This window comes from Pseudomonas sp. H3_E07 (assembly GCF_054668895.1).
The window spans coordinates 1,582,419-1,606,119 of record NZ_CP162795.1 but is presented as its reverse complement, the minus strand read 5'-3'; the positions used below and the strand labels follow the sequence as shown (position 1 = coordinate 1,606,119).

Annotated in this window: 21 protein-coding genes; 14 read left to right on the top strand and 7 right to left on the bottom strand. The window is 61.5% G+C overall.

Going from position 1 to position 23,701, the window contains the following annotated elements:
* Window positions 1–12: 12 nt before the first annotated feature.
* A complete protein-coding gene (locus AB4O08_RS07285; protein ID WP_010212886.1) occupies window positions 13–1,503 on the bottom strand; it encodes a leucyl aminopeptidase in 1,491 nt (496 codons plus the stop codon).
* Window positions 1,504–1,786: 283 nt separating this feature from the next.
* On the opposite strand from AB4O08_RS07285, the gene lptF reads away from it, so the two are divergent.
* The 10 genes from lptF to tadA all read left to right on the top strand — a co-directional run bounded on the left by lptF (window position 1,787) and on the right by tadA (window position 12,321).
* The gene (lptF, locus tag AB4O08_RS07280) at window positions 1,787–2,905 is read left to right on the top strand and encodes an LPS export ABC transporter permease LptF (RefSeq protein WP_042571699.1); all 1,119 of its coding nucleotides are present in this window, start codon (window positions 1,787–1,789) and stop codon (window positions 2,903–2,905) included.
* A complete protein-coding gene (gene lptG / locus AB4O08_RS07275; RefSeq protein WP_010212884.1) occupies window positions 2,898–3,977 on the top strand; it encodes an LPS export ABC transporter permease LptG in 1,080 nt (359 codons plus the stop codon). The genes lptF and lptG overlap by 8 nt, the downstream gene beginning before the upstream one ends.
* A gap of 151 nt (window positions 3,978–4,128) precedes the next feature.
* Window positions 4,129–5,928: a translation elongation factor 4 gene (gene lepA / locus AB4O08_RS07270; RefSeq protein ID WP_460114779.1), complete on the top strand. Its 1,800-nt coding sequence runs from the start codon at window positions 4,129–4,131 to the stop codon at window positions 5,926–5,928.
* 5 nt (window positions 5,929–5,933) lie between these two features.
* Window positions 5,934–6,788 (top strand): signal peptidase I, encoded by an 855-nt coding sequence (gene lepB / locus AB4O08_RS07265; RefSeq protein WP_010212881.1) that lies wholly within the window; start codon window positions 5,934–5,936, stop codon window positions 6,786–6,788.
* 150 nt (window positions 6,789–6,938) lie between these two features.
* Complete coding sequence (gene rnc / locus AB4O08_RS07260; RefSeq protein WP_010212880.1) at window positions 6,939–7,628, top strand: ribonuclease III; 690 nt, start codon at window positions 6,939–6,941, stop codon at window positions 7,626–7,628.
* Window positions 7,621–8,523: a GTPase Era gene (era, locus tag AB4O08_RS07255; RefSeq protein ID WP_010212878.1), complete on the top strand. Its 903-nt coding sequence runs from the start codon at window positions 7,621–7,623 to the stop codon at window positions 8,521–8,523. The genes rnc and era overlap by 8 nt, the downstream gene beginning before the upstream one ends.
* 165 nt (window positions 8,524–8,688) lie before the next feature.
* Window positions 8,689–9,375, top strand: a complete 687-nt coding sequence (gene recO / locus AB4O08_RS07250) for a DNA repair protein RecO (protein WP_021491823.1) — start codon at window positions 8,689–8,691, stop codon at window positions 9,373–9,375.
* A gap of 51 nt (window positions 9,376–9,426) precedes the next feature.
* On the top strand, window positions 9,427–10,170 hold the full coding sequence (pdxJ, locus tag AB4O08_RS07245; protein WP_460114778.1) for a pyridoxine 5'-phosphate synthase: 744 nt from the start codon (window positions 9,427–9,429) through the stop codon (window positions 10,168–10,170).
* A gap of 277 nt (window positions 10,171–10,447) precedes the next feature.
* Entirely contained in the window at window positions 10,448–11,824 is a 1,377-nt protein-coding gene (locus AB4O08_RS07240) for a multicopper oxidase family protein (protein ID WP_029529236.1), read from the top strand.
* The gene (tadA, locus tag AB4O08_RS07235; RefSeq protein WP_010212871.1) at window positions 11,824–12,321 is read left to right on the top strand and encodes a tRNA adenosine(34) deaminase TadA; all 498 of its coding nucleotides are present in this window, start codon (window positions 11,824–11,826) and stop codon (window positions 12,319–12,321) included. The genes AB4O08_RS07240 and tadA overlap by 1 nt, the downstream gene beginning before the upstream one ends.
* 78 nt (window positions 12,322–12,399) lie before the next feature.
* Here the strand turns inward: tadA and cmoB are convergent, their stop codons facing one another.
* The 6 genes from cmoB to AB4O08_RS07205 all read right to left on the bottom strand — a co-directional run bounded on the left by cmoB (window position 12,400) and on the right by AB4O08_RS07205 (window position 18,875).
* Window positions 12,400–13,356, bottom strand: coding sequence for a tRNA 5-methoxyuridine(34)/uridine 5-oxyacetic acid(34) synthase CmoB (cmoB, locus tag AB4O08_RS07230; RefSeq protein WP_010212870.1), 957 nt, complete (start codon window positions 13,354–13,356; stop codon window positions 12,400–12,402).
* Window positions 13,353–14,096 carry a carboxy-S-adenosyl-L-methionine synthase CmoA gene (gene cmoA, locus AB4O08_RS07225; RefSeq protein WP_010212868.1) on the bottom strand — a complete coding sequence of 248 codons (744 nt, stop codon included), beginning with the start codon at window positions 14,094–14,096 and terminating at the stop codon, window positions 13,353–13,355. The genes cmoB and cmoA overlap by 4 nt, the downstream gene beginning before the upstream one ends.
* A gap of 36 nt (window positions 14,097–14,132) precedes the next feature.
* Window positions 14,133–14,789 (bottom strand): lysoplasmalogenase, encoded by a 657-nt coding sequence (locus AB4O08_RS07220; RefSeq protein WP_042571702.1) that lies wholly within the window; start codon window positions 14,787–14,789, stop codon window positions 14,133–14,135.
* A 1-nt stretch (window position 14,790) separates the two neighbouring features.
* Window positions 14,791–15,180, bottom strand: coding sequence for a protease inhibitor I42 family protein (locus AB4O08_RS07215; protein ID WP_010212864.1), 390 nt, complete (start codon window positions 15,178–15,180; stop codon window positions 14,791–14,793).
* A gap of 192 nt (window positions 15,181–15,372) precedes the next feature.
* Window positions 15,373–17,793, bottom strand: coding sequence for an endopeptidase La (lon, locus tag AB4O08_RS07210; protein ID WP_154847632.1), 2,421 nt, complete (start codon window positions 17,791–17,793; stop codon window positions 15,373–15,375).
* Window positions 17,794–17,885: 92 nt separating this feature from the next.
* Complete coding sequence (locus tag AB4O08_RS07205; RefSeq protein WP_042571704.1) at window positions 17,886–18,875, bottom strand: GntR family transcriptional regulator; 990 nt, start codon at window positions 18,873–18,875, stop codon at window positions 17,886–17,888.
* Window positions 18,876–19,212: 337 nt separating this feature from the next.
* On the opposite strand from AB4O08_RS07205, the gene AB4O08_RS07200 reads away from it, so the two are divergent.
* The 4 genes from AB4O08_RS07200 (at window position 19,213) to AB4O08_RS07185 (ending at window position 23,678) form a co-directional block, all read left to right on the top strand.
* Complete coding sequence (locus AB4O08_RS07200) at window positions 19,213–20,535, top strand: amidase (protein ID WP_044286684.1); 1,323 nt, start codon at window positions 19,213–19,215, stop codon at window positions 20,533–20,535.
* A gap of 11 nt (window positions 20,536–20,546) precedes the next feature.
* Window positions 20,547–21,425, top strand: a complete 879-nt coding sequence (locus AB4O08_RS07195) for a polysaccharide deacetylase family protein (protein ID WP_021491817.1) — start codon at window positions 20,547–20,549, stop codon at window positions 21,423–21,425.
* A gap of 140 nt (window positions 21,426–21,565) precedes the next feature.
* On the top strand, window positions 21,566–22,906 hold the full coding sequence (locus AB4O08_RS07190; RefSeq protein ID WP_010212856.1) for an MFS transporter: 1,341 nt from the start codon (window positions 21,566–21,568) through the stop codon (window positions 22,904–22,906).
* Window positions 22,907–22,916: 10 nt separating this feature from the next.
* Window positions 22,917–23,678: an SDR family NAD(P)-dependent oxidoreductase gene (locus AB4O08_RS07185; RefSeq protein WP_042571706.1), complete on the top strand. Its 762-nt coding sequence runs from the start codon at window positions 22,917–22,919 to the stop codon at window positions 23,676–23,678.
* The last annotated feature ends 23 nt before the right edge of the window (window positions 23,679–23,701 follow it).

Here is a 23,701-nt window from a genome sequence, read left to right as displayed (position 1 = left end):
GGGGGATTGCGTTTAGGCCTTGGCGCGGTCCAGCAGGTACTGGGTCAGCAGGGGAACCGGACGGCCGGTGGCGCCCTTGTCCTTGCCGCCGCTGGTCCAGGCCGTGCCCGCGATGTCCAGGTGGGCCCAGTTGAAGTTCTTGGCAAAGCGCGACAGGAAGCAAGCAGCAGTGATGGTGCCGGCTTTCGGGCCGCCGATGTTGGCGATGTCGGCGAACGGGCTGTCCAGTTGTTCCTGGTACTCATCGAACAGCGGCAATTGCCAGGCACGGTCGTCAGCGGCTTTACCGGCGCTGAGCAGTTGCTCGATCAGTTCGTCGCTGTTGCCCAACAGGCCCGAAGTGTGGGAACCCAGGGCGACGATGCAGGCACCGGTCAGGGTCGCGATGTCGATCACGGCCTGTGGCTTGAAGCGCTCGGCGTAGGTCAGCGCGTCGCACAGCACCAGGCGGCCTTCGGCGTCGGTGTTGAGGATTTCGACGGTCTGGCCGCTCAGGGTGGTGACGATGTCGCCCGGACGGGTCGCGCCGCCGCTCGGCATGTTCTCGGCGCAGGCCAGGATGCACACCAGGTTGATCGGCAGCTTGAGTTCCAGCACAGCACGCAGGGTGCCGAACACGCTGGCGGCGCCGCCCATGTCGTACTTCATCTCGTCCATGCCCAGGCCCGGCTTGAGGCTGATGCCGCCGGTGTCGAAGGTGATGCCTTTACCGACCAGTGCGTAAGGCTTCTCGGACTTCTTGCCGCCGTTGTATTGCATGACGATCAGGCGTGGCGGCTGGTCGCTGCCCTGGCCCACGGCATAGAACGAGCCCATGCCCAGTTCCTTGATCTTCTTCTCGTCCAGCACTTCGACTTTCAGGCCCTTGAACTCTTTGCCCAGCGCCTTGGCTTGTTCGCCGAGGAAGGTCGGGTGGCAAATGTTCGGCGGCAAGTTGCCCAGGTCGCGGGTGAACGACATGCCGTTGGCGATCGCTTGTGCGTGGGTCACGGCGCGCTCGACTTCAGCCTGGGCGGCCTTGATGGTCAGCAGGGTGATTTTTTTCAGCGCGCGGGGTTCGGCTTTGGTGCTCTTGAACTGGTCGAAGACATAACCGCCATCCACCAGGCTCTCGGCCAGCAGGCGAGTCTTGCCATAGCTGTCGCGGCCTTTGACCACTACTTCGTCGAGCGCCAGCGCGGCGTCAGTGCCGCCCAGGCCCTTGAGGGTGGTGAGGATGCCGCTGATGATTTTGCGGAATGGACGGTCGCCCAGTTCAGCGTCCTTGCCCACGCCCACCAGCAATACGCGGTCGGCCTTGAGGTTAGGCAGGCTCTGCAGCAGCAGGCTCTGGCCGACTTTGCCGGCCAGGTCGCCGCGCTTGAGCACTGCGCTGATGGCGCCGCCGCTGAGTTCGTCGAGTTGCTTGGCGGCAACGCCGAGCTTGCGGCCTTCGCCGATGGCGACCACGAGGGTGGCGGTTTTCAACGTTTCGGGGCTAACGCTTTTTACAACCAATTCCATTTTCGGGTCCCTTATAAAGGTCGGTTAGCCAGGAGTCTGTACTCCGGCTTTAATACCAGGCAGCTGTGTAAGCCGCCGGCGACAAAGGCCGCAGTTTGAACCTCGCCGGCGGAGCCTGACAACCCTTGTCACCCGCTTTGTGCATGCGCATGAGGTTGCGCAGTGACAGGCGCGGTCAATCACAGGATAATGCGCCATCTTTTTAGTCGGCCCCTGCAAATGGGCTGGCTCGGTATGCTTGCTTGTTTGGCCGCCTTAGCCTGACAACCCTGGAGTGTCTGGTTTGATCGTCTTCCGTTATCTGTCCCGCGAAGTCCTGTTGACCCTGAGTGCCGTGAGTGCGGTGTTGCTGGTCATCATCATGAGTGGTCGTTTCGTCAAATACCTGGCTCAAGCCGCCTCGGGCGCCCTGGATCCGGGCTCGCTGTTCCTGATCATGGGCTTTCGCCTGCCGGGCTTCCTGCAGCTGATCCTGCCGCTCGGCCTGTTCCTCGGGATCCTGCTGGCTTACGGCCGCCTGTACCTCGAAAGCGAAATGACCGTGCTTTCGGCCACCGGCATGAGCCAGCAGCGCCTGCTGGGCATGACCATGATCCCGGCCGCCGGCGTCGCGCTGATCGTGGCCTGGCTGAGCCTGAGCCTGGCCCCCCAGGGCGCCATGCAGTTCCAGCTGGTCCTGAACAAACAGGACGCGATGACCGAGTTCGACACCCTCGAACCGGGCCGCTTCCAGGCGCTCAATGACGGTTCGCGTGTGACCTACACCGAAACCATGACCGACGACCGCGCCAACCTGGGCGGTGTGTTCATCTCCGAGAAGCGTCTGGGTCAGGACAAGAAAGATCGTGGTATTTCCGTGCTGGTGGCCGATTCAGGTCGCCAGGAAGTGCGTCCTGACGGCAGTCGCTACCTGATCCTGGAAAATGGCTATCGCTACGATGGCAGTCCGGGCATGGCTGATTACCGTGCGATCAAGTACGACACCTATGGGGTGATGCTGGCTCGTCCGGATATCAGCGACGAAGTCACCGACCGCGACGCCATCCCGACCACCGAGCTGTTCGGTAGCAAGGAACTGCGCTCGATCGCCGAGTTGCAATGGCGGATTTCCTTGCCGTTGCTGGTGTTCATCGTGACCTTGATGGCGGTGCCGCTGTCCCGCGTCAACCCACGTCAGGGTCGCTTCCTCAAGCTGTTACCGGCGATCCTGCTGTACATGGCGTACCTCACCATTCTGATTTCCGCCCGTGGCTCCCTGGAGAAAGGCAAGCTGTCGCCGACCCTGGGGCTGTGGTGGGTGCACGGGATCTTCCTGGTGATTGGCCTGGGCCTGCTGTATTGGGAACCGATCCGTTTGAAAATGAAGAGCCGTCGTGGCCAGAAGGAGTTGGCTCGTGGCTAAGCTCGATCGCTACATTGGTAGCAGCGTACTGATCGCCATCCTGGCGGTACTGGGCATCATCCTCGGGCTGGCATCGTTGTTCGCCTTCATCGATGAAGTCGGCAACGTCACCGACACCTACACCGTGTGGGACGTGCTGAGCTATGTGGGCCTCACCGCGCCGCGCCGTCTGTACGACATGATGCCGATGGCCGCGCTGATCGGCTGCCTGATCGGCCTGGGCAGCCTGGCCAGCAACAGCGAACTGACCATCATGCGCGCCGCCGGCGTGTCCATCGGTCGTATCGTATGGGCGGTCATGAAGCCCATGCTGCTGCTGATGGCGTGCAGCGTACTGATCGGCGAATACGTGGCCCCACCGGCGGAAACCACGGCCCAGGCCAATCGCGCCCTGGCCCAGGGGTCGGGCGATGCACAAAGCGCCAAGCACGGCCTGTGGCATCGCCAGGGTGATGAATTCATCCATATCAACGCCGTGCAGCCGGGCGGCCTGTTGATTGGTGTGACCCGCTACACGTTCGACAAAGAACGTCATTTGCTGGAGTCCAGCTTCGCCAAACGTGCACAGTACAGCGGCGAAAAATGGCAACTCAGCGACGTTACCACCACCTATTTCCGTAATGTCGGCCAAGGCACCAAGGCCAGCACCGAAGTGATCAATGTGCCGAGCCAGGAGTGGGACATTGCCCTCAAGCCGGAATTGTTGAATACCGTGGTGATGATCCCTGAGAGCCTGCCGATCTCCGGGCTGTGGGGTTATATCCACTACCTGAAGGACCAGGGCTTGAACAACGGCCGTTATTGGCTGGCATTTTGGGTCAAGGTGTTGCAACCCGTGGTGACTGCCGCGTTGGTGCTGATGGCGATTTCCTTCATCTTTGGTCCGCTGCGTTCCGTAACGCTGGGGCAGCGCGTATTCACGGGTGTACTGGTGGGCTTCACGTTCCGCATCGCCCAGGACCTGCTGGGCCCATCGAGCCTGGTGTTCGGCTTCTCGCCGCTGTTTGCGGTGCTGGTGCCCACGGCGATTTGCGCCCTGGCCGGCTTCTGGCTGCTGCGCCGGGCCGGTTGATTCCGCGCTTATGAACAAAAAATGCCCCGGTCGGTAGATCGGGGCATTTTTGTTCTGGTCAGCAAAGATGACGTCTGGCCTGAGCATCAGGTACAATTCCCGGCTATTTTTCAGCGGGCAATCTGCCTGCAGCCTTTTTGAGTGTTGATCCGTGAGTGATTTGAGTCATATCCGCAATTTCTCCATCATCGCCCACATTGACCATGGCAAGTCGACGCTGGCCGATCGATTCATCCAGATGTGCGGCGGCCTTGCCGAGCGTGAAATGGAAGCCCAGGTCCTGGACTCCATGGACCTCGAGCGGGAGCGCGGGATCACCATCAAGGCCCACAGCGTTACGCTGTATTACAAAGCCAAAGACGGCGTCACCTACCAGCTGAACTTCATTGACACCCCGGGCCACGTTGACTTCACCTACGAAGTCAGCCGTTCCCTGGCGGCCTGTGAAGGTGCCTTGCTGGTGGTCGACGCCGGCCAGGGCGTTGAAGCGCAGTCGGTTGCCAACTGCTACACCGCGATCGAGCAGGGCCTGGAAGTCATGCCCGTGCTGAACAAGATCGACCTGCCCCAGGCCGAGCCTGAGCGCGTCAAGGAAGAGATCGAGAAGATCATCGGCATCGACGCCACCGACGCCGTTACCTGCAGCGCCAAGACCGGCCTGGGTGTCGACGAAGTGCTCGAACGCCTGGTGCACACCATTCCAGCCCCGACCGGCAACTACGAAGATCCGCTGCAAGCGTTGATCATCGACTCCTGGTTCGACAACTACCTGGGCGTTGTGTCCCTGGTTCGCGTTCGTCACGGCCGCGTGAAGAAGGGCGACAAGATCCTGGTCAAGTCCACCGGCAAGATCCACCTGGTGGACAGCGTCGGTGTATTCAACCCCAAGCACACCGCGACCGTTGATCTGAAAGCCGGTGAAGTAGGCTTCATCATCGCCGGCATCAAGGACATTCACGGCGCACCGGTGGGTGACACCCTGACCCTGAGCTCCACGCCGGACGTCGACGTGCTGCCAGGCTTCAAGCGCATCCAGCCGCAGGTCTACGCCGGTCTGTTCCCGGTCAGCTCCGATGACTTCGAAGATTTCCGCGAAGCCCTGCAGAAGTTGACCCTCAACGACTCGTCGTTGCAGTACACCCCGGAAAGCTCCGACGCACTGGGCTTCGGCTTCCGCTGCGGCTTCCTGGGCATGCTGCACATGGAAATCATCCAGGAGCGCCTCGAGCGCGAATACGACCTGGACCTGATCACCACCGCGCCGACCGTTATTTTCGAGTTGTTGCTGAAAACCGGTGAAACGATTTACGTCGATAACCCGTCCAAGCTCCCGGATCTCTCGGCGATCGAAGACATGCGCGAGCCTATCGTGCGGGCCAATATCCTGGTACCGCAGGAGCACCTGGGCAACGTCATTACGCTGTGTATCGAAAAGCGTGGCGTCCAGCGCGACATGCTGTTCCTCGGCACCCAGGTCCAAGTGACCTACGACATGCCGATGAACGAAGTGGTATTGGACTTCTTCGACCGCCTCAAATCCACCAGTCGCGGCTATGCTTCGCTGGATTACCATTTTGACCGTTACCAATCGGCTAATCTGGTGAAACTGGATGTATTGATCAACGGCGACAAGGTCGATGCCCTGGCACTGATCGTGCACAAGGACAACGCGCACTACAAAGGTCGCCAGTTGACCGAGAAGATGAAAGAGCTGATTCCGCGCCAGATGTTCGACGTCGCGATCCAGGCCGCCATTGGCGGGCAGATCATTGCGCGGACCTCCGTCAAGGCACTCAGAAAGAACGTACTGGCCAAATGCTACGGCGGTGACGTAAGCCGTAAGCGCAAGCTGCTTGAGAAGCAAAAGGCCGGTAAAAAACGCATGAAGCAAGTAGGTAACGTGGAAGTTCCACAAGAAGCCTTCCTTGCGGTGCTCAGGTTGGATAGTTAGGTCCTATGTCGCTAAATTTCCCGCTGTTGCTGGTCATCGCCGTTGCCGTTTGCGGCCTCCTGGCGTTGCTCGATCTGGTGTTCTTCGCCCCGCGTCGGCGGGCGGCTATCGCGTCCTATCAGGGCAGCGTCAGCCAGCCCGATGGCGTGGTGATCGAGAAGCTGAACAAAGAGCCCTTGCTGGTTGAATATGGCAAGTCGTTCTTCCCGGTGTTGTTCATCGTGCTGGTGCTGCGTTCGTTCCTGGTGGAACCGTTTCAGATTCCTTCGGGGTCGATGAAACCCACCCTGGACGTGGGCGACTTCATCCTGGTGAACAAGTTTTCCTACGGGATCCGCCTGCCGGTGATCGACAAGAAGGTCATCGAAATCGGTGACCCACAGCGTGGCGATGTGATGGTGTTCCGCTACCCGAGCGACCCGAACGTCAACTACATCAAGCGTGTGGTTGGCCTGCCGGGCGACGTGATCCGTTACACCAGCGACAAGCGTCTGTTCATCAACGGTGAGTCGGTGGCCGAGAAACTGGTCGGCTCCGAGCCGAACAGCCTGGGCAGCGCCGAGCTGTACCAGGAAAAACTCGGTGCGGTGGAGCATGAAATCCGTAAGGAAATGAGCCGCTACCGTGCCCAGCCAGACGGCCAGTGGAAAGTGCCGGCCGGGCACTACTTCATGATGGGCGACAACCGCGACAACTCCAATGACAGCCGGTACTGGGATGACCCCAACATTCCCAAGGACCTGCTGGGCATGGTTCCCGACCAGAATATCGTCGGCAAGGCCTTCGCGGTCTGGATGAGCTGGCCGGAACCCAAACTCAGCCACCTGCCGAACTTCTCGCGGGTCGGGCTGATCAAGTAATACAGGCGGCGCTGTGAACACAGCGCCGAATGCTTTTCTGGGGTGGGGACAAATCGGTCCTGCCTCATGCTGCACCAACCAGGATTTGAATTTGAACACTGCGTCAATCGTCGATGGCCGCCGGTGCCACCAAACAGATATGGGTAAACCGTGAGCGTTTCTCTAAGTCGTCTCGAGCGCCAGCTCGGCTACACCTTCAAGGACCAGGAATTGATGGTCCTTGCCCTTACACACCGCAGCTTTGCAGGGCGCAATAACGAGCGCCTGGAATTTCTCGGTGATGCCATCCTCAATTTCGTCGCCGGTGAAGCTCTTTTCGAGCGCTTCCCCCAAGCCCGTGAAGGCCAGCTGTCGCGCTTGCGCGCACGCCTGGTGAAGGGCGAGACCCTGGCCGTGCTGGCCCGTGGCTTCGGCCTGGGCGAGTACCTGCGCCTGGGTTCCGGTGAGCTGAAGAGCGGCGGTTTCCGCCGTGAATCGATCCTGGCCGACGCCCTCGAAGCGCTGATCGGTGCCATCTACCTCGATGCAGGTATGGAAGCAGCCAAGGAACGTGTCACCGCGTGGCTGACCTCCGAGATCGAAAGCCTCACGCTGGTCGACACCAACAAAGACCCCAAGACCCGCTTGCAGGAATTCCTGCAATCGCGCGGTTGCGACCTGCCACGCTATGAAGTGGTGGATATCCAGGGTGAGCCGCATTGCCGCGTGTTCTTCGTGGAATGTGAAATCACCTTACTGAACGAAAAAAGCCGAGGTCAGGGTGTGAGCCGTCGTATTGCCGAACAGGTAGCGGCCGCTGCAGCACTGATTGCCCTGGGCGTGGAGAATGGCCATGACTGATTCAAACGCAACACGCTGTGGCTATGTTGCCATCGTCGGCCGCCCGAACGTGGGCAAGTCCACGCTGCTGAACCACATCCTTGGCCAGAAGCTCGCGATCACCTCGCGCAAGCCGCAGACCACCCGCCATAACATGCTGGGCATCAAGACCGAAGGCAACGTGCAAGCGGTCTACGTCGATACCCCGGGCATGCACAAAGGTGGCGAAAAAGCCCTGAACCGCTACATGAACAAGACCGCTTCGGCGGCGTTGAAAGACGTCGACGTGGTGATCTTCGTGGTCGACCGCACCAAGTGGACCGACGAAGACCAGATGGTCCTGGAGCGTGTGCAGTACGTCACCGGCCCACTGATCGTCGCGCTGAACAAGACTGATCGCATCGAAGACAAAGCCGAGCTGATGCCGCACCTGAGCTGGCTGCAGGAACAGCTGCCGAACGCCCAGATCATCCCGATCTCCGCCCAGCACGGCCACAACCTGGACGCCCTGGAACGTGTGATCGCCGAGCACCTGCCGGAGAACGAGCACTTCTTCCCGGAAGACCAGATCACCGACCGCAGCAGCCGCTTCCTCGCCGCCGAACTGGTGCGCGAGAAAATCATGCGCCAGATGGGCGCCGAGCTGCCGTACCAGATCACCGTCGAGATCGAAGAGTTCAAGCAGCAAGGCAAGACCCTGCACATCCATGCACTGATCCTCGTCGAACGTGACGGCCAGAAGAAGATCATCATTGGCGACAAGGGCGAGCGCATCAAGCGTATCGGCACCGAGGCGCGCAAGGACATGGAGTTGCTGTTCGACTCCAAGATCATGCTCAACCTGTGGGTGAAGGTGAAGGGTGGCTGGTCCGATGATGAGCGTGCATTGCGCTCTCTGGGCTACGGCGACCTGTAATCGGCCTCCAGTAACACCGCAGGACAAAATGTGGGAGCGGGCTTGCTCGCGAATGCAGTGGATCAGTCACCGGATGCTTGGCTGACCCACCGCATTCGAGAGCAAGCCCGCTCCCACATTGGATAGTCGTTGTTTTCCAGACCGTGTTCCCGCAGCGAGAACCCAATGTCCCAATCCCCCCCCAGCCAGCCCGCGTACGTCCTGCACAGCCGCGCCTACCGCGAGACCAGCGCCCTGGTGGACTTCCTCACGCCCCAGGGCCGCCTGCGCGCAGTATTGCGCAGTGCGCGGGGCAAGGCGGGCACGTTGGCGCGACCCTTTGTGGCCTTGGACGTGGAGTTTCGCGGCAAAGGCGAGCTGAAAAACGTCGGGCGCATGGAAAGTGTCGGCACTTCTGCCTGGCTTAATGGTGAGGCGCTGTTCAGCGGCCTCTACCTCAACGAATTGCTGATTCGCCTGCTGCCCGCCGAAGACCCACACCCGGCGGTCTTCGATCATTACGCCGCCACCTTGCTCGCCCTGGCCGAAGGGCGTCCCCTGGAACCGCTGCTGCGCGCCTTCGAATGGCGTCTGCTCGACGACCTGGGTTACGGCTTCGAACTGGCCAACGACCTGCACGGCGATCCTGTCGCCGCCGATGGCATGTATCGCCTGCAAGTCGACGCCGGCCTGGAGCGCGTGTACCTGTTGCAGCCGGGCCTGTTCCAGGGCACCGAACTGTTGGCCATGAGCGAGGCGGACTGGACCGCACCCGGTGCGCTTTCTGCCGCCAAGCGCCTGATGCGCCAGGCCCTGGCCGTGCACTTGGGCGGACGGCCGCTGGTCAGTCGCGAGTTGTTTCGAAAGCCCTGACAACCCCGTGTATGCTGTGCAGCGTTTCTTTCCCTATTCAGGAGCGCTTCCGTGACCACCAGCAATCGCATTCTTCTTGGCGTCAACATCGACCACGTCGCTACCCTGCGCCAGGCCCGGGGCACCCGTTACCCGGACCCGGTCAAGGCCGCGCTGGACGCCGAAGAAGCGGGCGCCGACGGCATCACCGTGCACCTGCGCGAAGACCGCCGTCACATCCAGGAGCGCGATGTGCTGGTGCTCAAGGACGTGCTGCAAACCCGCATGAACTTCGAAATGGGCGTCACCGAAGAAATGATGCAGTTCGCCGAGCGCATCCGCCCCGCGCACATCTGCCTGGTGCCGGAAACCCGTCAGGAACTCACCACCGAAGGCGGCCTCGACGTGGCCGGCCAGGAAGCGCGGATCAAGGCCGCCGTGGAGCGCCTGTCGAAGATCGGCAGCGAAGTGTCGCTGTTCATCGACGCCGACGAGCGCCAGATCGAAGCCTCGCGTCGTGTCGGCGCACCGGCTATCGAACTGCATACTGGCCGTTACGCCGATGCCACCACGCCGACCGAAGTGGCTGATGAGCTGCAACACATCATCGACGGTGTGAGCTGCGGTCTCAAGGAAGGCCTGATCGTCAACGCCGGCCATGGCCTGCATTACCACAACGTCGAGGCGGTGGCGGCGATCAAGGGCATCAACGAGCTGAACATCGGCCATGCGCTGGTGGCGCATGCGCTGTTCGTCGGTTTCAAAGGTGCGGTTGCCGAGATGAAGGCCCTGATCCTGGCAGCCGCCAGAACCTAAGCGAACACAGTCTAAAGAACGCTGAAGATCAACAATGTGGGAGCGGGCTTGCTCGCGAATGCAGTGGCTCAGTCAAAGATGTATTCACTGACCTGTCGCCTTCGCGAGCAAGCCCGCTCCCACATTGGATCTTCAGTGTATCCAGAGTCCTGACCACCCAGCTAAACCCTTTGAATTCAGCTGTGCGGCAATGCGAACCCTTACTGTTTAGCGCCTGCGGGTGTATCGTATCTGCCCTTTGCAGGCCCCGTGCCTGCTGCAGATACGTGAGGTTGTTGTGTCCCAATCGTTTTCCCGTCGACAGATTCTCGGTGGCCTTGCCGGCCTGGCAGTAGTCGGTGTGGGTGCCGGTGGCGCCTACCGCTACTGGCTGGGCAAGGTTGCCGATGCCAACGCAGGAAGCGATTACCAATTGATTGCCGCGCCGCTGGACGTGGAACTGGTGCCGGGTCACAAGACCGAAGCCTGGGCATTCGGCCCTTCGGCGCCTGGCACCGAGCTGCGCGTGCGCCAGGGCGAATGGCTGCGAGTGCGCTTCATCAACCACTTGCCGGTCGCCACCACCATCCACTGGCATGGCATCCGCCTCCCGCTGGAAATGGACGGCGTGCCTTACGTCTCGCAATTGCCGGTGCTGCCCGGCGAATACTTCGACTACAAGTTTCGCGTGCCCGACGCTGGGAGCTACTGGTATCACCCCCATGTGAACAGCAGCGAAGAACTCGGCCGCGGCCTGGTTGGCCCGCTGATCATCGAAGAGCGCGAGCCCACCGGTTTCAAATATGAACGCACCCTGAGCCTAAAAAGCTGGCACGTGGACGAAGAGGGCGCTTTCGTGGCCTTCAGCATTCCCCGTGAAGCGGCGCGTGGCGGCACCGCCGGGCGGTTGTCGACGATCAATGGCGTGTCCCAGGCCGTCATCGATCTGCCCGCCGGGCAGATCACCCGCGTGCGCCTGCTCAACCTCGACAACACCCTGACCTATCGCATCAACATCCCGGATGTCGAAGCGCAGATCTACGCGCTGGACGGCAACCCCATCGAGCCGCGCCCGCTGGGCAAGGAATACTGGCTGGGCCCCGGCATGCGCATCTGCCTGGCGATCAAGGCACCGCCTGCCGGTGAGGAACTGTCGATTCGCAACGGCCCGGTGCGCCTCGGTACGTTTCGTTCGGTGGCCAACTCCGATGCACCGACTGCGTGGCCGCCCGCATTGCCCGCCAATCCGATCAGCGAACCGGACCTGGCCAATGCGGAGAAACTCAACTTCAATTTCGAATGGGTTGGCACCGTTTCAGTCGATGACGGCAAGCCACCCAGCCTGTGGCAGATCAACGGCAAGGCCTGGGACATCACTGACAAGACCTGCGCCGACCGCCCGATTGCCAAGCTTGAGAAGGGCAAGAGCTATATTTTCGAATTGAAGAACATGACCCAGTACCAGCACCCGATCCACCTGCACGGCATGAGCTTCAAGGTGATCGCGTCGAACCGCCACAAGGTGATCCCGTACTTCACCGACACCTACCTGTTGGGCAAGAACGAACGCGCCCGCGTGGCGTTGGTGGCGGATAACCCAGGCGTGTGGATGTTCCATTGCCACGTGATCGACCATATGGAAACCGGCCTGATGGCCGCCATCGAGGTGGCGTGATGCGCCAGTTTCGCCCCCCCGCGATCATCGACCGCAGCCGCGACCAGGACTTCATGCGCGAAGCCCTGGCCCTTGCTGCCCAAGGTGCTGCATTGGGTGAAGTGCCCGTCGGTGCAGTGCTGGTGCAGGACGGTGAAATCATCGGCCGTGGCTTCAACTGCCCCATCAGCGGCAACGACCCCAGTGCCCACGCCGAAATGGTCGCCATCCGCGCCGCCGCGCAAGCGATCAGCAACTACCGCCTGGTGGGCAGCACGCTGTATGTGACCCTGGAACCCTGCAGTATGTGCGCCGGCTTGATCGTGCACTCACGGATTGCGCGGGTGGTGTACGGCGCGCTGGAGCCCAAGGCGGGGATCGTGCAAAGCCAGGGGCAGTTTTTTACCCAGGGCTTTCTCAATCATAAGGTGCTGTTTGAAGGCGGCGTGCTGGCCGAGGAGTGCGGCACCGTGTTGAGTGAGTTCTTCAAGGCTCGCCGGGCCAAACCACCACGCTAAAGAACACTGAGGACAAAAATGTGGGAGGGGCTTGCCCCCTGCCACATTTGGCCCTGTGTTTCTTCAGGGCGATCGGGACTATTTCTTGGCGATGATCACCGCCCGCATTGGCGCCGGCAGCCCTTCGATGGTCTTGCTGTGATCTTCCGGGTCCAGGAAATCGCTGAGGGACTGGTACTTCATCCACTGCGTCCCACGCTGTTCCTCAACCGTGGTCACACTCACATCCACGCACCGTACGTCGCTGAAACCTGCACGCCGCAGCCACAGCATCAAGGCCGGCACCGAGGGCAGGAACCATACGTTACGCATCTGCGCGTAGCGATCTTCCGGCACCAGCACCTGTTGCTGATCGCCTTCCACCACCAGGGTTTCCAGGACCAGTTCGCCGCCTTTGACCAGTGTATCTTTCAGTGCAAGCAGATGCTCGATGGGCGAACGACGGTGGTAGAACACGCCCATGGAAAACACCGTATCAAAGCCTTCCAGGTTCGACGGCAGGTCTTCGAACGGAAACGGCAGGTGCCAGGCCTTGGGCTCGGACAGGTAACGCTGCACCGCCTGGAACTGGCAGAAGAACAGCCAGTTGGGATCAACGCCAATCACGCTATCGGCGCCGGCGCCGAGCATGCGCCACATGTAGTAACCGTTGCCGCAGCCCACGTCGAGGATGCGCTTGCCCTTCAGGTTCAAGTGCGGTGCAACGCGGGACCACTTCCAGTCCGAGCGCCACTCAGTATCCACATGCACGCCGAATAGGTTGAATGGCCCTTTGCGCCAAGGGCTCAGGCCCATCAGCGCGGTATGCATCTGCGCGCGGGTGTCATCGTCGCAGTGGGTATCGAGTGTCAGGCCGTTGAGCAAATCCACTTCGCTGGGTTGGATCTTTGGCAACGCATCCAGCGCACTCTGCCAGCGCTCCAGGTCGCCATGACCCTTTTCCATCTTGCTATCGAGTTGCGCTTGCAGGCCCTGGGCCCACACGGCCAGGGGAGTGCCGACCAGGTGGCGGGCGAGGGGAGACAGATCAATCATGGCAAGGCAATCAACGAGGCAAAGTTAAGACACTGGAACCATGGCACGACTGTCGAGAACCCGGCCGCCAACAGGCGTTCGCGATGTTCTTCGAGGCTGTCGGGCTTCATGACGTTTTCGATGGCGCTGCGCTTCTGGGCGATTTCCAGTTCGCTGTAGCCATTGGCGCGTTTGAACGCGATATGCAGGTCGGTGAGCAGCGCATGTTCTTGCGCATCGTTGAAACGCAGCTTCTCCGAAAGGATCAGCGCACCGCCCGGCAACAGCGATTGGCGGATGCGCGAGAGCAGCGCCAGGCGCTCATCGGGTGCGATGAATTGCAGGGTGAAATTCAGCGCGACCACTGACGCCGGCTGAAATTGCAGCGCGAGGATATCGCCTTCGATGACCTCGACCGGCAGCAGCTCCTGGAACATCGAGTCCTGGCCATTGAGGTATTCACGGCAACGCTCGACCATCGCCGCCGAGTTATCCACCGCGATCACTCGGCAACCGTCGGTGCGCACATGACGGCGCAAGGCCTGGGTCACTGCGCCGAGGGATGACCCCAGGTCATACAGCACGCTGTTGGGTTGGGCGAACTGCGCGGCGAGTACGCCAAGGTTCTCGACGATGGTCGGGTAACCCGGTACCGAGCGCTTGATCATGTCCGGGAACACCCGCACCACGTCCTCGTTAAAGGCGAAGTCCGGCACCTGGGGCAGGGGCTGGGCGAATAGGCGATCGGGTTCTTTGCTCACGGTTGTTCCGGCGACGAAGGGGGAAAGGCCGGCATTTTAGCCAACTTGGCCCTCATGTGCGCGGGTTGTCTGATGGAAAGCCGAGGCCGTGATGCCCCATTGGCCGAGCCAATACGTCGTGATCAGCAAATACGGCGCTGCATCGAACGCCACCACAAACCGGTTGATGCCGATCAGCGTGTCGGAAAACACGAACGACGCCGCGCCCGCAGCCGCCAACCCTGCCGAACGCTTTGGCACATCGCTGCCTAGCCGGGCCAATGCGCGCCAGAGCATGGCGCTGATTACCAGGGCATACACCACCACTGGAATCAGCAGGTCGCCCAGCCCATGGGAAATCAGGATGCTCAGCAGGATCGCGCCCACGGCCAGCGCCAATACCAGCGGCAGCAGCGCCAAGCGGCGACAGTCACTGAAATAGGCTTTGAGGTAGGCCAGGTGCGCCAACAGAAATGCACCCAAGCCAAAGATGAACAGGTCACCCGGCCAGGCAAGCAGCACATCGCCCACCAGGGAAAAAATCAGCCCCAGGCTGATCCAGCGTCGATAGTCGGTGGGTGGCGCATCATGCAGCCAGCCCAGCAGCGCCAGTACTGGCAGCGGCTTGACCAGCAGGCACAGCAACGTGGCATGGGTGGTCAGGCCGTAGATAAAGGTGCCGGCGCCCATCAACGCAAGAATCAGCCATGGCATATCAGTTCACCGTGATAGCGCAGTCAAAGGTCTCGACGGGTTCGGCTTCCGGCTCCCAGGGTTGTTGGGAGGTCAGGCGCAAACGGCCCTGCCCGGTGGCGAACGCCTGGAAGCGCCAGGTCGACTGGCCGCCGCCACCGATCACGCCGGATTCCGAGCTGCTGTAGACCTCCGGGCTCAACGCACGCAACACGCCGCCGGCGGAGTCCTGGATCGCCCAGCGGTAGCCAGTGGTGGGGTTGCTCGGCAGGGTCAGGATCAGGTTTTGTCCGCTTTTAAGCTGCAGCGGGCAGGCGCTCTGATTGTCCACGGTGACGTTTTGCTTCGGTGCACTGGCGCACGCGGCCAGCAGGGCAAGGCTCAAGGGGAGAAGCAGGCGGGCAGCGGTCATGGGGGCTCCGTTGATTCACGACGAAGGGCGAGCATAACCGAAGATGAGACAAGGTGTGACTGGATGGGAACTTGTGGTGACCGGGCCGGCCCTTTCGCGAGCAAGCCCGCTCCCACCTGTCGACCGCGTACGCGGTCAACATGGAGGAGCGGGCTTGCTCGCGAAGAGGCCGCTCCAGGCGCTACATAACGATCAGAACAGCACTTTGGCCACATCCGCAAACCGCTTGGCAAAGTGCACCGTCATGCCTTCTTTCAGGTACTCCGGCAACTCTTCAAAACTCCCGCGATTCGGCTCCGGCAAGATCAGCTCATGGATCTTCTGGCGCCGCGCCGCAATCACCTTCTCGCGCACCCCGCCAATCGGCAGCACATGCCCGGTCAGTGTCAGCTCGCCGGTCATCGCCACGCCTTTTTTCGGCGGCTGGTTGCGTGCCAGGGACAGCAGCGCACTGGCCATGGTTACCCCGGCGCTTGGGCCGTCTTTCGGCGTGGCGCCTTCCGGCACGTGCAAGTGCACGAAGGCTTCGTCGAAGAACTTCGGATCACCGCCAAACGACTTCAGGTTCGAGCTGATGTAGCTGTAGGCAATCTCCGCAGACTCCTTCATCACCTCACCCAATTGCCCGGTGAGCTTGAAGCCGCGATTGAGGGTATGGATACGCGTCGCCTCGATCGGCAGGGTCGCGCCGCCCATGCTGGTCCAGGCCAGGCCGGTGATGACGCCGGTGCCGGACAGCACTTGCTCATTGCGGAACACCGGCACGCCCAGGGAGCTTTCCAGGTCCTTGTTGCCGATCTTGATCACCGAGTCCGGCTCATCCAGCAACTTGACCACCGCCTTGCGCACCAGTTTGCCCAGCTGTTTCTCCAGCTGACGCACGCCGGCCTCTCGCGCATAGCCGTCGATCAACGCACGCAGCGCGCCATCGCTGATGGTCAGGGTGTTTTTTGACACGCCGGCTTTTTCCAGCTGTTTCGGCCACAGGTGGCGCTTGGCGATGGCGACTTTCTCTTCGGTGATATAGCCCGACAGGCGGATCACTTCCATACGGTCCAGCAACGGGCCGGGGATGGAATCCAGGGTGTTGGCGGTGCACACGAACAGCACTTTGGACAGGTCCAGGCGCAGGTCCAGGTAGTGGTCGAGGAATTCGACGTTCTGTTCCGGGTCGAGGGTTTCCAGCAGCGCCGACGCCGGGTCGCCCTGGAAGCTCTGGCCCATCTTGTCGATCTCGTCGAGCATGATCACCGGGTTCATCACTTCCACATCTTTAAGCGCCTGCACCAGCTTGCCGGGCATGGCGCCGATGTAGGTGCGGCGATGGCCCTTGATCTCGGCCTCGTCGCGCATACCGCCGACGCTGAAGCGATAGAACGGCCGCCCCAGGGACTCGGCGATGGATTTACCCACGCTGGTCTTGCCCACGCCCGGCGGGCCGACCAGCAGCACGATGGAGCCGGCGACTTCGCCCTTGTAGGCACCCACCGCCAGGAATTCGAGGATGCGGCTCTTGATGTCATCCAGGCCCGCGTGGTGTTTATCCAACACTTTTCGCGCATGTTTCAGGTCGAGCTTATCCTCGCCATACACGCCCCATGGCACCGACGTGGCCCAGTCCAGGTAGTTGCGTGTCACCGCGTATTCCGGCGAGCCGGTTTCGAGGATCGACAATTTGTTCAGTTCTTCATCGATGCGTTTTTTCGCCTGGGCCGGCAGTGCTTTGCCTTCCAGGCGTTGCTCGAACTGTTCGACGTCCGCACTGCGATCGTCCTTGGTCAGCCCCAGTTCTTGCTGGATGACCTTGAGCTGTTCCTTGAGGAAGAACTCGCGCTGGTGTTCACCGATCTTGCGGTTCACCTCGGCGGACAGTTCTTTTTGCAGGCGCGCGACTTCGACTTCTTTGCGCAGCATCGGCAGCACTTTTTCCATGCGCTTGAGCATGGGCACGCAGTCCAGCACTTCCTGCAACTCATTACCGGTGGCCGAGGTCAGCGCAGCGGCGAAGTCTGTCAGTGGCGATGGGTCGTTGGGGCTGAAGCGGTTGAGGTAGTTCTTCAACTCTTCGCTGTACAGCGGATTGAGTGGCAGCAGTTCCTTAATCGCATTGATCAGCGCCATGCCGTAGGCCTTGACCTCGTCGGTCGGCTCGCTCGGCTGGTGCGGGTATTCGACTTCCACCAGATAGGGCGGGCGGTGGTGCTTGAGCCAGGTTTTGATGCGCACACGGGTCAGGCCCTGGGCCACGAATTGCAGCTTGCCGTTCTCGCGGCTGGCGTGGTGCACCTTCACCAGGGTGCCGTACAGCGGCAGGGCTGAGGTGTCGAAGTGGCGTGGGTCTTCCGGCGGCGTGTCCATGAAGAACAGGGCCAGGGAGTGGTGGTCGGATTTGCTCACCAACTCCAGGGTCTCGGCCCACGGCTCTTCGTTGACGATCACCGGCAGCACTTGCGCAGGGAAGAAGGGCCGGTTGTGGATCGGAATGATGTAGACCTTGTCCGGCAGGTTTTGCCCAGGCAGGGCCAAGCCGGTATTGGACGAGGTGGATTCAGCGTTTTCGGGGTCGGCGTAGTCGTTGAGGTCGTAATCAGGGAATTCTTGCTGGTCGCTCATGGGGCACCTGCATAAGGAAGTATGCAAGTTAGATGGGGCGGGGTAGCGGTGGTTTCAATGGTCGGGTGAAGTTAGCAACAAATTGCATGAATTCAGCTGATTTTGTGCAGGTAGCTCGGCAATGGCTGCTCCGGCAGCACTGACAACACTTTCAACCGCTGCAACATACGCTGCCGTGCGCGTTGCAAATGCTCGCGCAGGTTCAGCGCCGCCGCGTCAAATGCGCCGTGCAACAACAACTCTAGAATCAGCCGATGTTCGGCCAGCATGGCTGGATCGGCGCCGATCCCCAGCAAACGGTAGAAAATCCGGCTGATGATCATCGGGCTCTGTCCTTGGCGGATCAGTGCCGCGATCTTGCGATTCTGCAGGCCGGCGAGGCAGCGCTGGTGCAGGTCCTCCTCGATCTGTTCGATGGCCTCCAGGCTGCAGTGGGGGCTGTCCTGGGCATCGAGCACGCGTTGCAACATGGCCTCCAGCAATTCGCGGTCGAGGTGGGGCGCGCTCTGGCGCAGGGCTTCGGGTTCCAGGCAGGCGCGCAGCTCGTAGTCTTCGGTGACTTCGCGGGCGGTCAGCGGTCCTGCCAGCCATTGAGAGTAGGGCTCTTTTTCCACCAGGCCTCGGTCGCGCAGGCGCATCAGCGCTTCGCGCACCACTGCGCGGCTGACGCCGTAGTGGTCGGCGGCGGCTTGCTCGTCCAGGCGGTAGTGACCGAAGGCAATGCAGGTGGACAGCGCAGCGCCGATTTCCTCGACGATGCGCTCGCCCAGGGGCCGCGTGTCCACCAACTCATCTTCCCCGTTGAGGCCCAAGTGCGCATGGCTCAAGGGTAGGCGCAGCGGTTCCAGCGCCAGGCCTTCGGGGTTGATCAGGTAACCCCGGCCGTTGAAGCGACAGATCAGCCCTTCCTCATGCAGCAGGTCGAGGGCTCGGCGAACCGGCACGCGACTGGTGCCGAACAATTCGGCCAGCGGCGCTTCCAGCAAGACCAGGCCGTGGCGTGCGGTGCCGTTGACGATCGCATCACGCAATACCTGGTGAATCATCGCGTAACGGGAGGCCGAGGCGGACACTGCTTTCATCGCTTTCTCTGGGGCTTGTAGGACGGTGGCCGGGGATTCTCTCATAAGTTGCGCCTGTCACCCTGCGCCACAGCGGCGGCACTTTTTTGGGGCTTGAAATGTGGTGATGTTACTTTTCTGCACCAAAATGTACTTATTAATAAAAGATACATTATTTCATTCGGCACGCTTTCCGGCGTGCTCCCGTCCTTTTTTTGCGCTGTTTAAAACCTTCTATCCCGTAGCTCTGGGCAAAATCCACGGTTTGCGTAGAGCCCGTCAAACAGAGACTGGCACGAAAGCTGCCTTTGTAAAATGTATATTTTATTAATATGTACGTTTTATAAGGGGCAACCTGATGTCAGACGCCACTTCAATGGCCGAGGATTTCGCCAGCGGTCGCAGCGACCCGGTGCAAGTCCTTGAACAGGCACTCGAGAAGGCGAGCCAGGTCCCGGCTGTGTTCATCAGCCTGACTGCCGAGCGCGCGCGCCGGGAAGCTGAAGCCGCTGCCGCCCGTTGGCGCGCCGGCCAGCCTTTGAGTGTATTCGACGGCGTACCCTTGGCCTGGAAGGATCTGTTCGACGTGGCCGGCAGCATTACCACTGCTGGCGCCGCCTACCGCCGCAACGCGCCTGCCGCATTGCTCGACGCACCGACGGTCGGCTTGCTGTGCCGCGCCGGGATGGTCAGCGTGGGCAAGACCAACCTCAGCGAATTGGCGTATTCCGGCCTGGGCCTGAACCCGCATTTCGGCACGCCACACAATCCCCATGGCACTGACCAGCCACGCATTCCCGGCGGCTCGTCGTCCGGTTCAGCCGTGGCCGTCGCTGCCGCAATTGTGCCCATCGCCATGGGGACCGACACCGCCGGTTCCATCCGCATCCCCTCGGCGTTCAACGGCCTGGTGGGTTACCGCAGCAGCAGCCGACGCTATAGCCGCGACGGCGTGTTCCCCCTGGCCCACACCCTCGACAGCCTGGGTCCGCTGACGCGCAGCGTGCGTGATGCCCTGGCCATCGACGATCTGCTGCATGGCCGTCGCCAAACGCACATCGCCCGCAGCCTCAAGGGCCAGCGTTTTGTGTTGGCGCAGCAAGATGTCGAACCCGCTGTACGCAACAACCTGCTGCGCGCAGTGGAGCAACTCAAGGCCCACGGCGCGTTGATCGAAGAACGCGAGTGCCCGACCTTCCAGGCCACCTTGGACCTGATCAAGCACCATGGCTGGCTGGGTTCCTTCGAAGCCTTCGCCTTGCACGAAGCCTTGCTCGACAGCCCCGACGCCGAACAACTCGACCCCCGTGTACGCCGCCGCCTCGAAGCCGCGCGCGCGCTGCCGGCCAGCCAACTGCTCCACTTGTTCGACGCCCGTCGCCGCCTGCAACAGCAATTGATGGCCGACCTCGACGGCGCCCTCCTGATCACCCCCACCATCGCCCATGTCGCTCCGGCGTTGGCACCGCTGGAAGCCGATGACGAGCTGTTCGTCAAAACCAACCTCGCCACCCTGCGCCTGACCATGCCCGGCAGTTTGCTCGACATGCCGGGCGTGACCCTGCCCAGTGGCCGTGATGCCCAGGGCCTGCCCACCGGGCTGCTGCTCAGCGCCCCGACGGGGGAAGACGCTCGCCTGTTGCGCGCGGCGCTATCCGTCGAATCCGTACTCAACGTTTAAGGAGACACATCATGGCTAAAGACATTCTCTGTGCATTCGGCGTCGACGTTGACGCCGTCGCCGGTTGGCTCGGTTCCTACGGCGGCGAAGACTCGCCGGACGACATCTCCCGTGGCCTGTTCGCCGGCGAAGTCGGCGCGCCGCGCCTGCTCAGGCTGTTCGAACGCTATGGCCTGCGTACCACCTGGTTCATCCCTGGCCACTCGATGGAAACCTTCCCCGAGCAGATGAAGGCCGTGGCCGACGCCGGTCACGAAATCGGTGTGCACGGCTACAGCCACGAAAACCCCATCGCCATGACGGCCGAGCAGGAAGAAATTGTCCTGGATAAATCCATCGAGCTGATCACCCAAGTCACCGGCAAGCGCCCGACGGGTTACGTGGCGCCGTGGTGGGAATTCAGCAAGGTCACCAACGAACTGCTGCTGAAAAAAGGCATCAAGTACGACCACAGCCTGATGCACAACGACTTCCATCCCTACTACGTGCGCAAGGGCGACAGCTGGACCAAGATCGACTACAGCCAGCACCCCGACACCTGGATGAAACCCCTGGTGCGCGGCGAAGAAACCGACCTGGTGGAGATCCCGGCCAACTGGTACCTGGACGACCTGCCGCCAATGATGTTCATCAAGAAAGCCCCCAACAGCCACGGCTTCGTCAACCCGCGTCACCTCGAAGAAATGTGGCGCGACCAGTTCGACTGGGTGTATCGCGAACACGAACACGCCGTGTTCACCATGACCATCCACCCCGACGTCTCCGGCCGTCCGCAAGTGCTGCTGATGCTTGAGCGCCTGATCGAACACATTCAGAGCCATGCCGGTGTGCGCTTCGTGACCTTCGACGAAATCGCCGACGACTTCATCCGCCGCCAACCCCGTACCTGACACACCCCACCTGTAGCAGCGGGCTTGCCCGCGGAAACCGTCAACGATGACGCGGGCATCCTGGATGAACGCGGTGTCGAGGCGTTCTTCGCGAGCACGTTCGCTCCTACGGTGGGCCACTAACCCTTGAGGCGCGACCCATGTCCATCTACAACAAGCTTGACCTGACTGGCTGGAAGCCCCGGCAACTGACGTCCAAGGAGGTGCGATTCGCCACCTGGATCGCGTTTTTCGCCTGGGTGTTTGCGGTGTATGACTTCATCCTGTTCGGCACCTTGCTGCCGGAGATCGGCCGGCATTTTGGCTGGGGTGAAGTGGAGCAAGCTGAAATCGCGACGTGGGTGGCGGTCGGCACGGCGGTGGTTGCGTTTGCCATCGGCCCGGTCGTGGACAAATTGGGGCGGCGCACCGGCATTATCTTCACGGTGGCCGGCTCCGCGCTGTGCTCGGCACTCACCGCGATCGGCGGTGCGTGGGGCAAGTCGCCGCTGATTCTGATCCGTTCGTTGGGTGGCTTGGGGTATGCCGAAGAAACCGTCAACGCGACGTACTTGAGTGAGTTGTATGGCGCCTCGGAAGATCCGCGACTGACCAAACGCCGTGGTTTTATCTATAGCCTGGTGCAAGGCGGCTGGCCGGTGGGGGCTTTGATTGCCGCCGGGTTGACCGCGCTGTTGCTGCCGATCATTGGCTGGCAGGGCTGCTTCATCTTCGCCGCGATCCCGGCGATTGTCATCGCGATCATGGCGCGCAAGCTCAAGGAGAGCCCGCAGTTCCAGATCCACCAGCGCATCAGCGAACTGCGTAAAAGCGGCGCAGTGAAGGAAGCGCAAAACGTTGCCGTGACCTACGGCGTGGACTATGACGAACACAGCAAGGCCGGCCTCAAGGCCGCGTTCCGGGGCCCGGCGCGGCGCGCCACGTTAGTGATCGGCGCGGCACTGTTGCTCAACTGGGCGGCGATCCAGGTGTTCAGCGTGCTCGGTACGTCGGTGATCGTCAGCGTGCACCATATCTCGTTCGAGAATTCGTTGATCATCCTGGTGCTGTCGAACCTGGTGGGTTACTGCGGTTACCTCAGCCACGGCTGGATGGGTGACAAGATCGGCCGTCGCAACGTGATTGGCCTGGGCTGGATGCTCGGCGGCCTGTCGTTCGCCGGGATGCTGTTTGGCCCGAGCAATATGCCGATGGTAGTCGGGCTGTACAGCCTGGGCCTGTTCTTCCTGATCGGTCCATATTCGGCGGCGTTGTTCTTTATCAGCGAGAGTTTCCCCACCAGCATCCGCGCCACTGGAGGCGCAATCATCCACGCCATGGGGCCGATCGGTGCGGTGGTTGCAGGCTTTGGCGCAACCCAGGTGTTGTCTGCCGGCAGCGACTGGCAGACCGCCGCGCTGTGGTTCGGTGCGCTGCCGTGTTTCCTGTCCGGCGCCTTGATGTTTGCCGCACGCCATGTGCGCCCGGAAACCGTTCAGTAAGGAGTGTGTGATGAGCCGTAAAGTCGCCTTGATTACCGGTGCCGCCAGCGGCATCGGCCAAGCCCTCGCCGTGGCCTATGCCCGTAACGGCGTGGCGGTGGTCGGCGGGTATTACCCGGCCGATCCCCATGACCCGCAGACCACCGTCAGCCTGGTAGAAGAGGCCGGTGGCGAGTGCCTGATGCTGCCGTTGGACGTGGGTGACACCGCTTCAGTCGATGCCCTGGCCGCGCAAGCCATCCAGCATTTCGGTCGACTGGATTACGCCGTGGCCAACGCCGGCCTGCTGCGTCGCGCACCGTTGCTGGAGATGACCGACGCGCTGTGGGACGAAATGCTCAACGTCGACCTGACGGGGGTGATGCGCACCTTCCGCGCGGCGACCCGGCACATGCAGGAAGGCGGTGCGCTGGTGGCGATTTCGTCGATTGCCGGCGGTGTGTATGGCTGGCAGGAACACAGCCATTACGCGGCGGCCAAGGCCGGCGTGCCGGGGTTGTGCCGGTCGCTGGCGGTGGAGTTGGCGGCCAAGGGCATCCGTTGCAATGCGGTGATCCCAGGGTTGATCGAGACGCCGCAATCGCTGGATGCGAAGAACTCGTTGGGGCCGGAAGGCTTGGCGAAAGCGGCGCGCGCGATTCCGTTGGGCCGGGTAGGGCGGGCGGATGAAGTGGCGTCTCTGGTGCAGTTTTTGACCAGTGACGCATCGAGCTATCTGACCGGGCAAAGCATCGTCATCGACGGTGGCCTGACCGTACGCTGGCCCGATTGACTGTACCCACATCAGAACTGTGT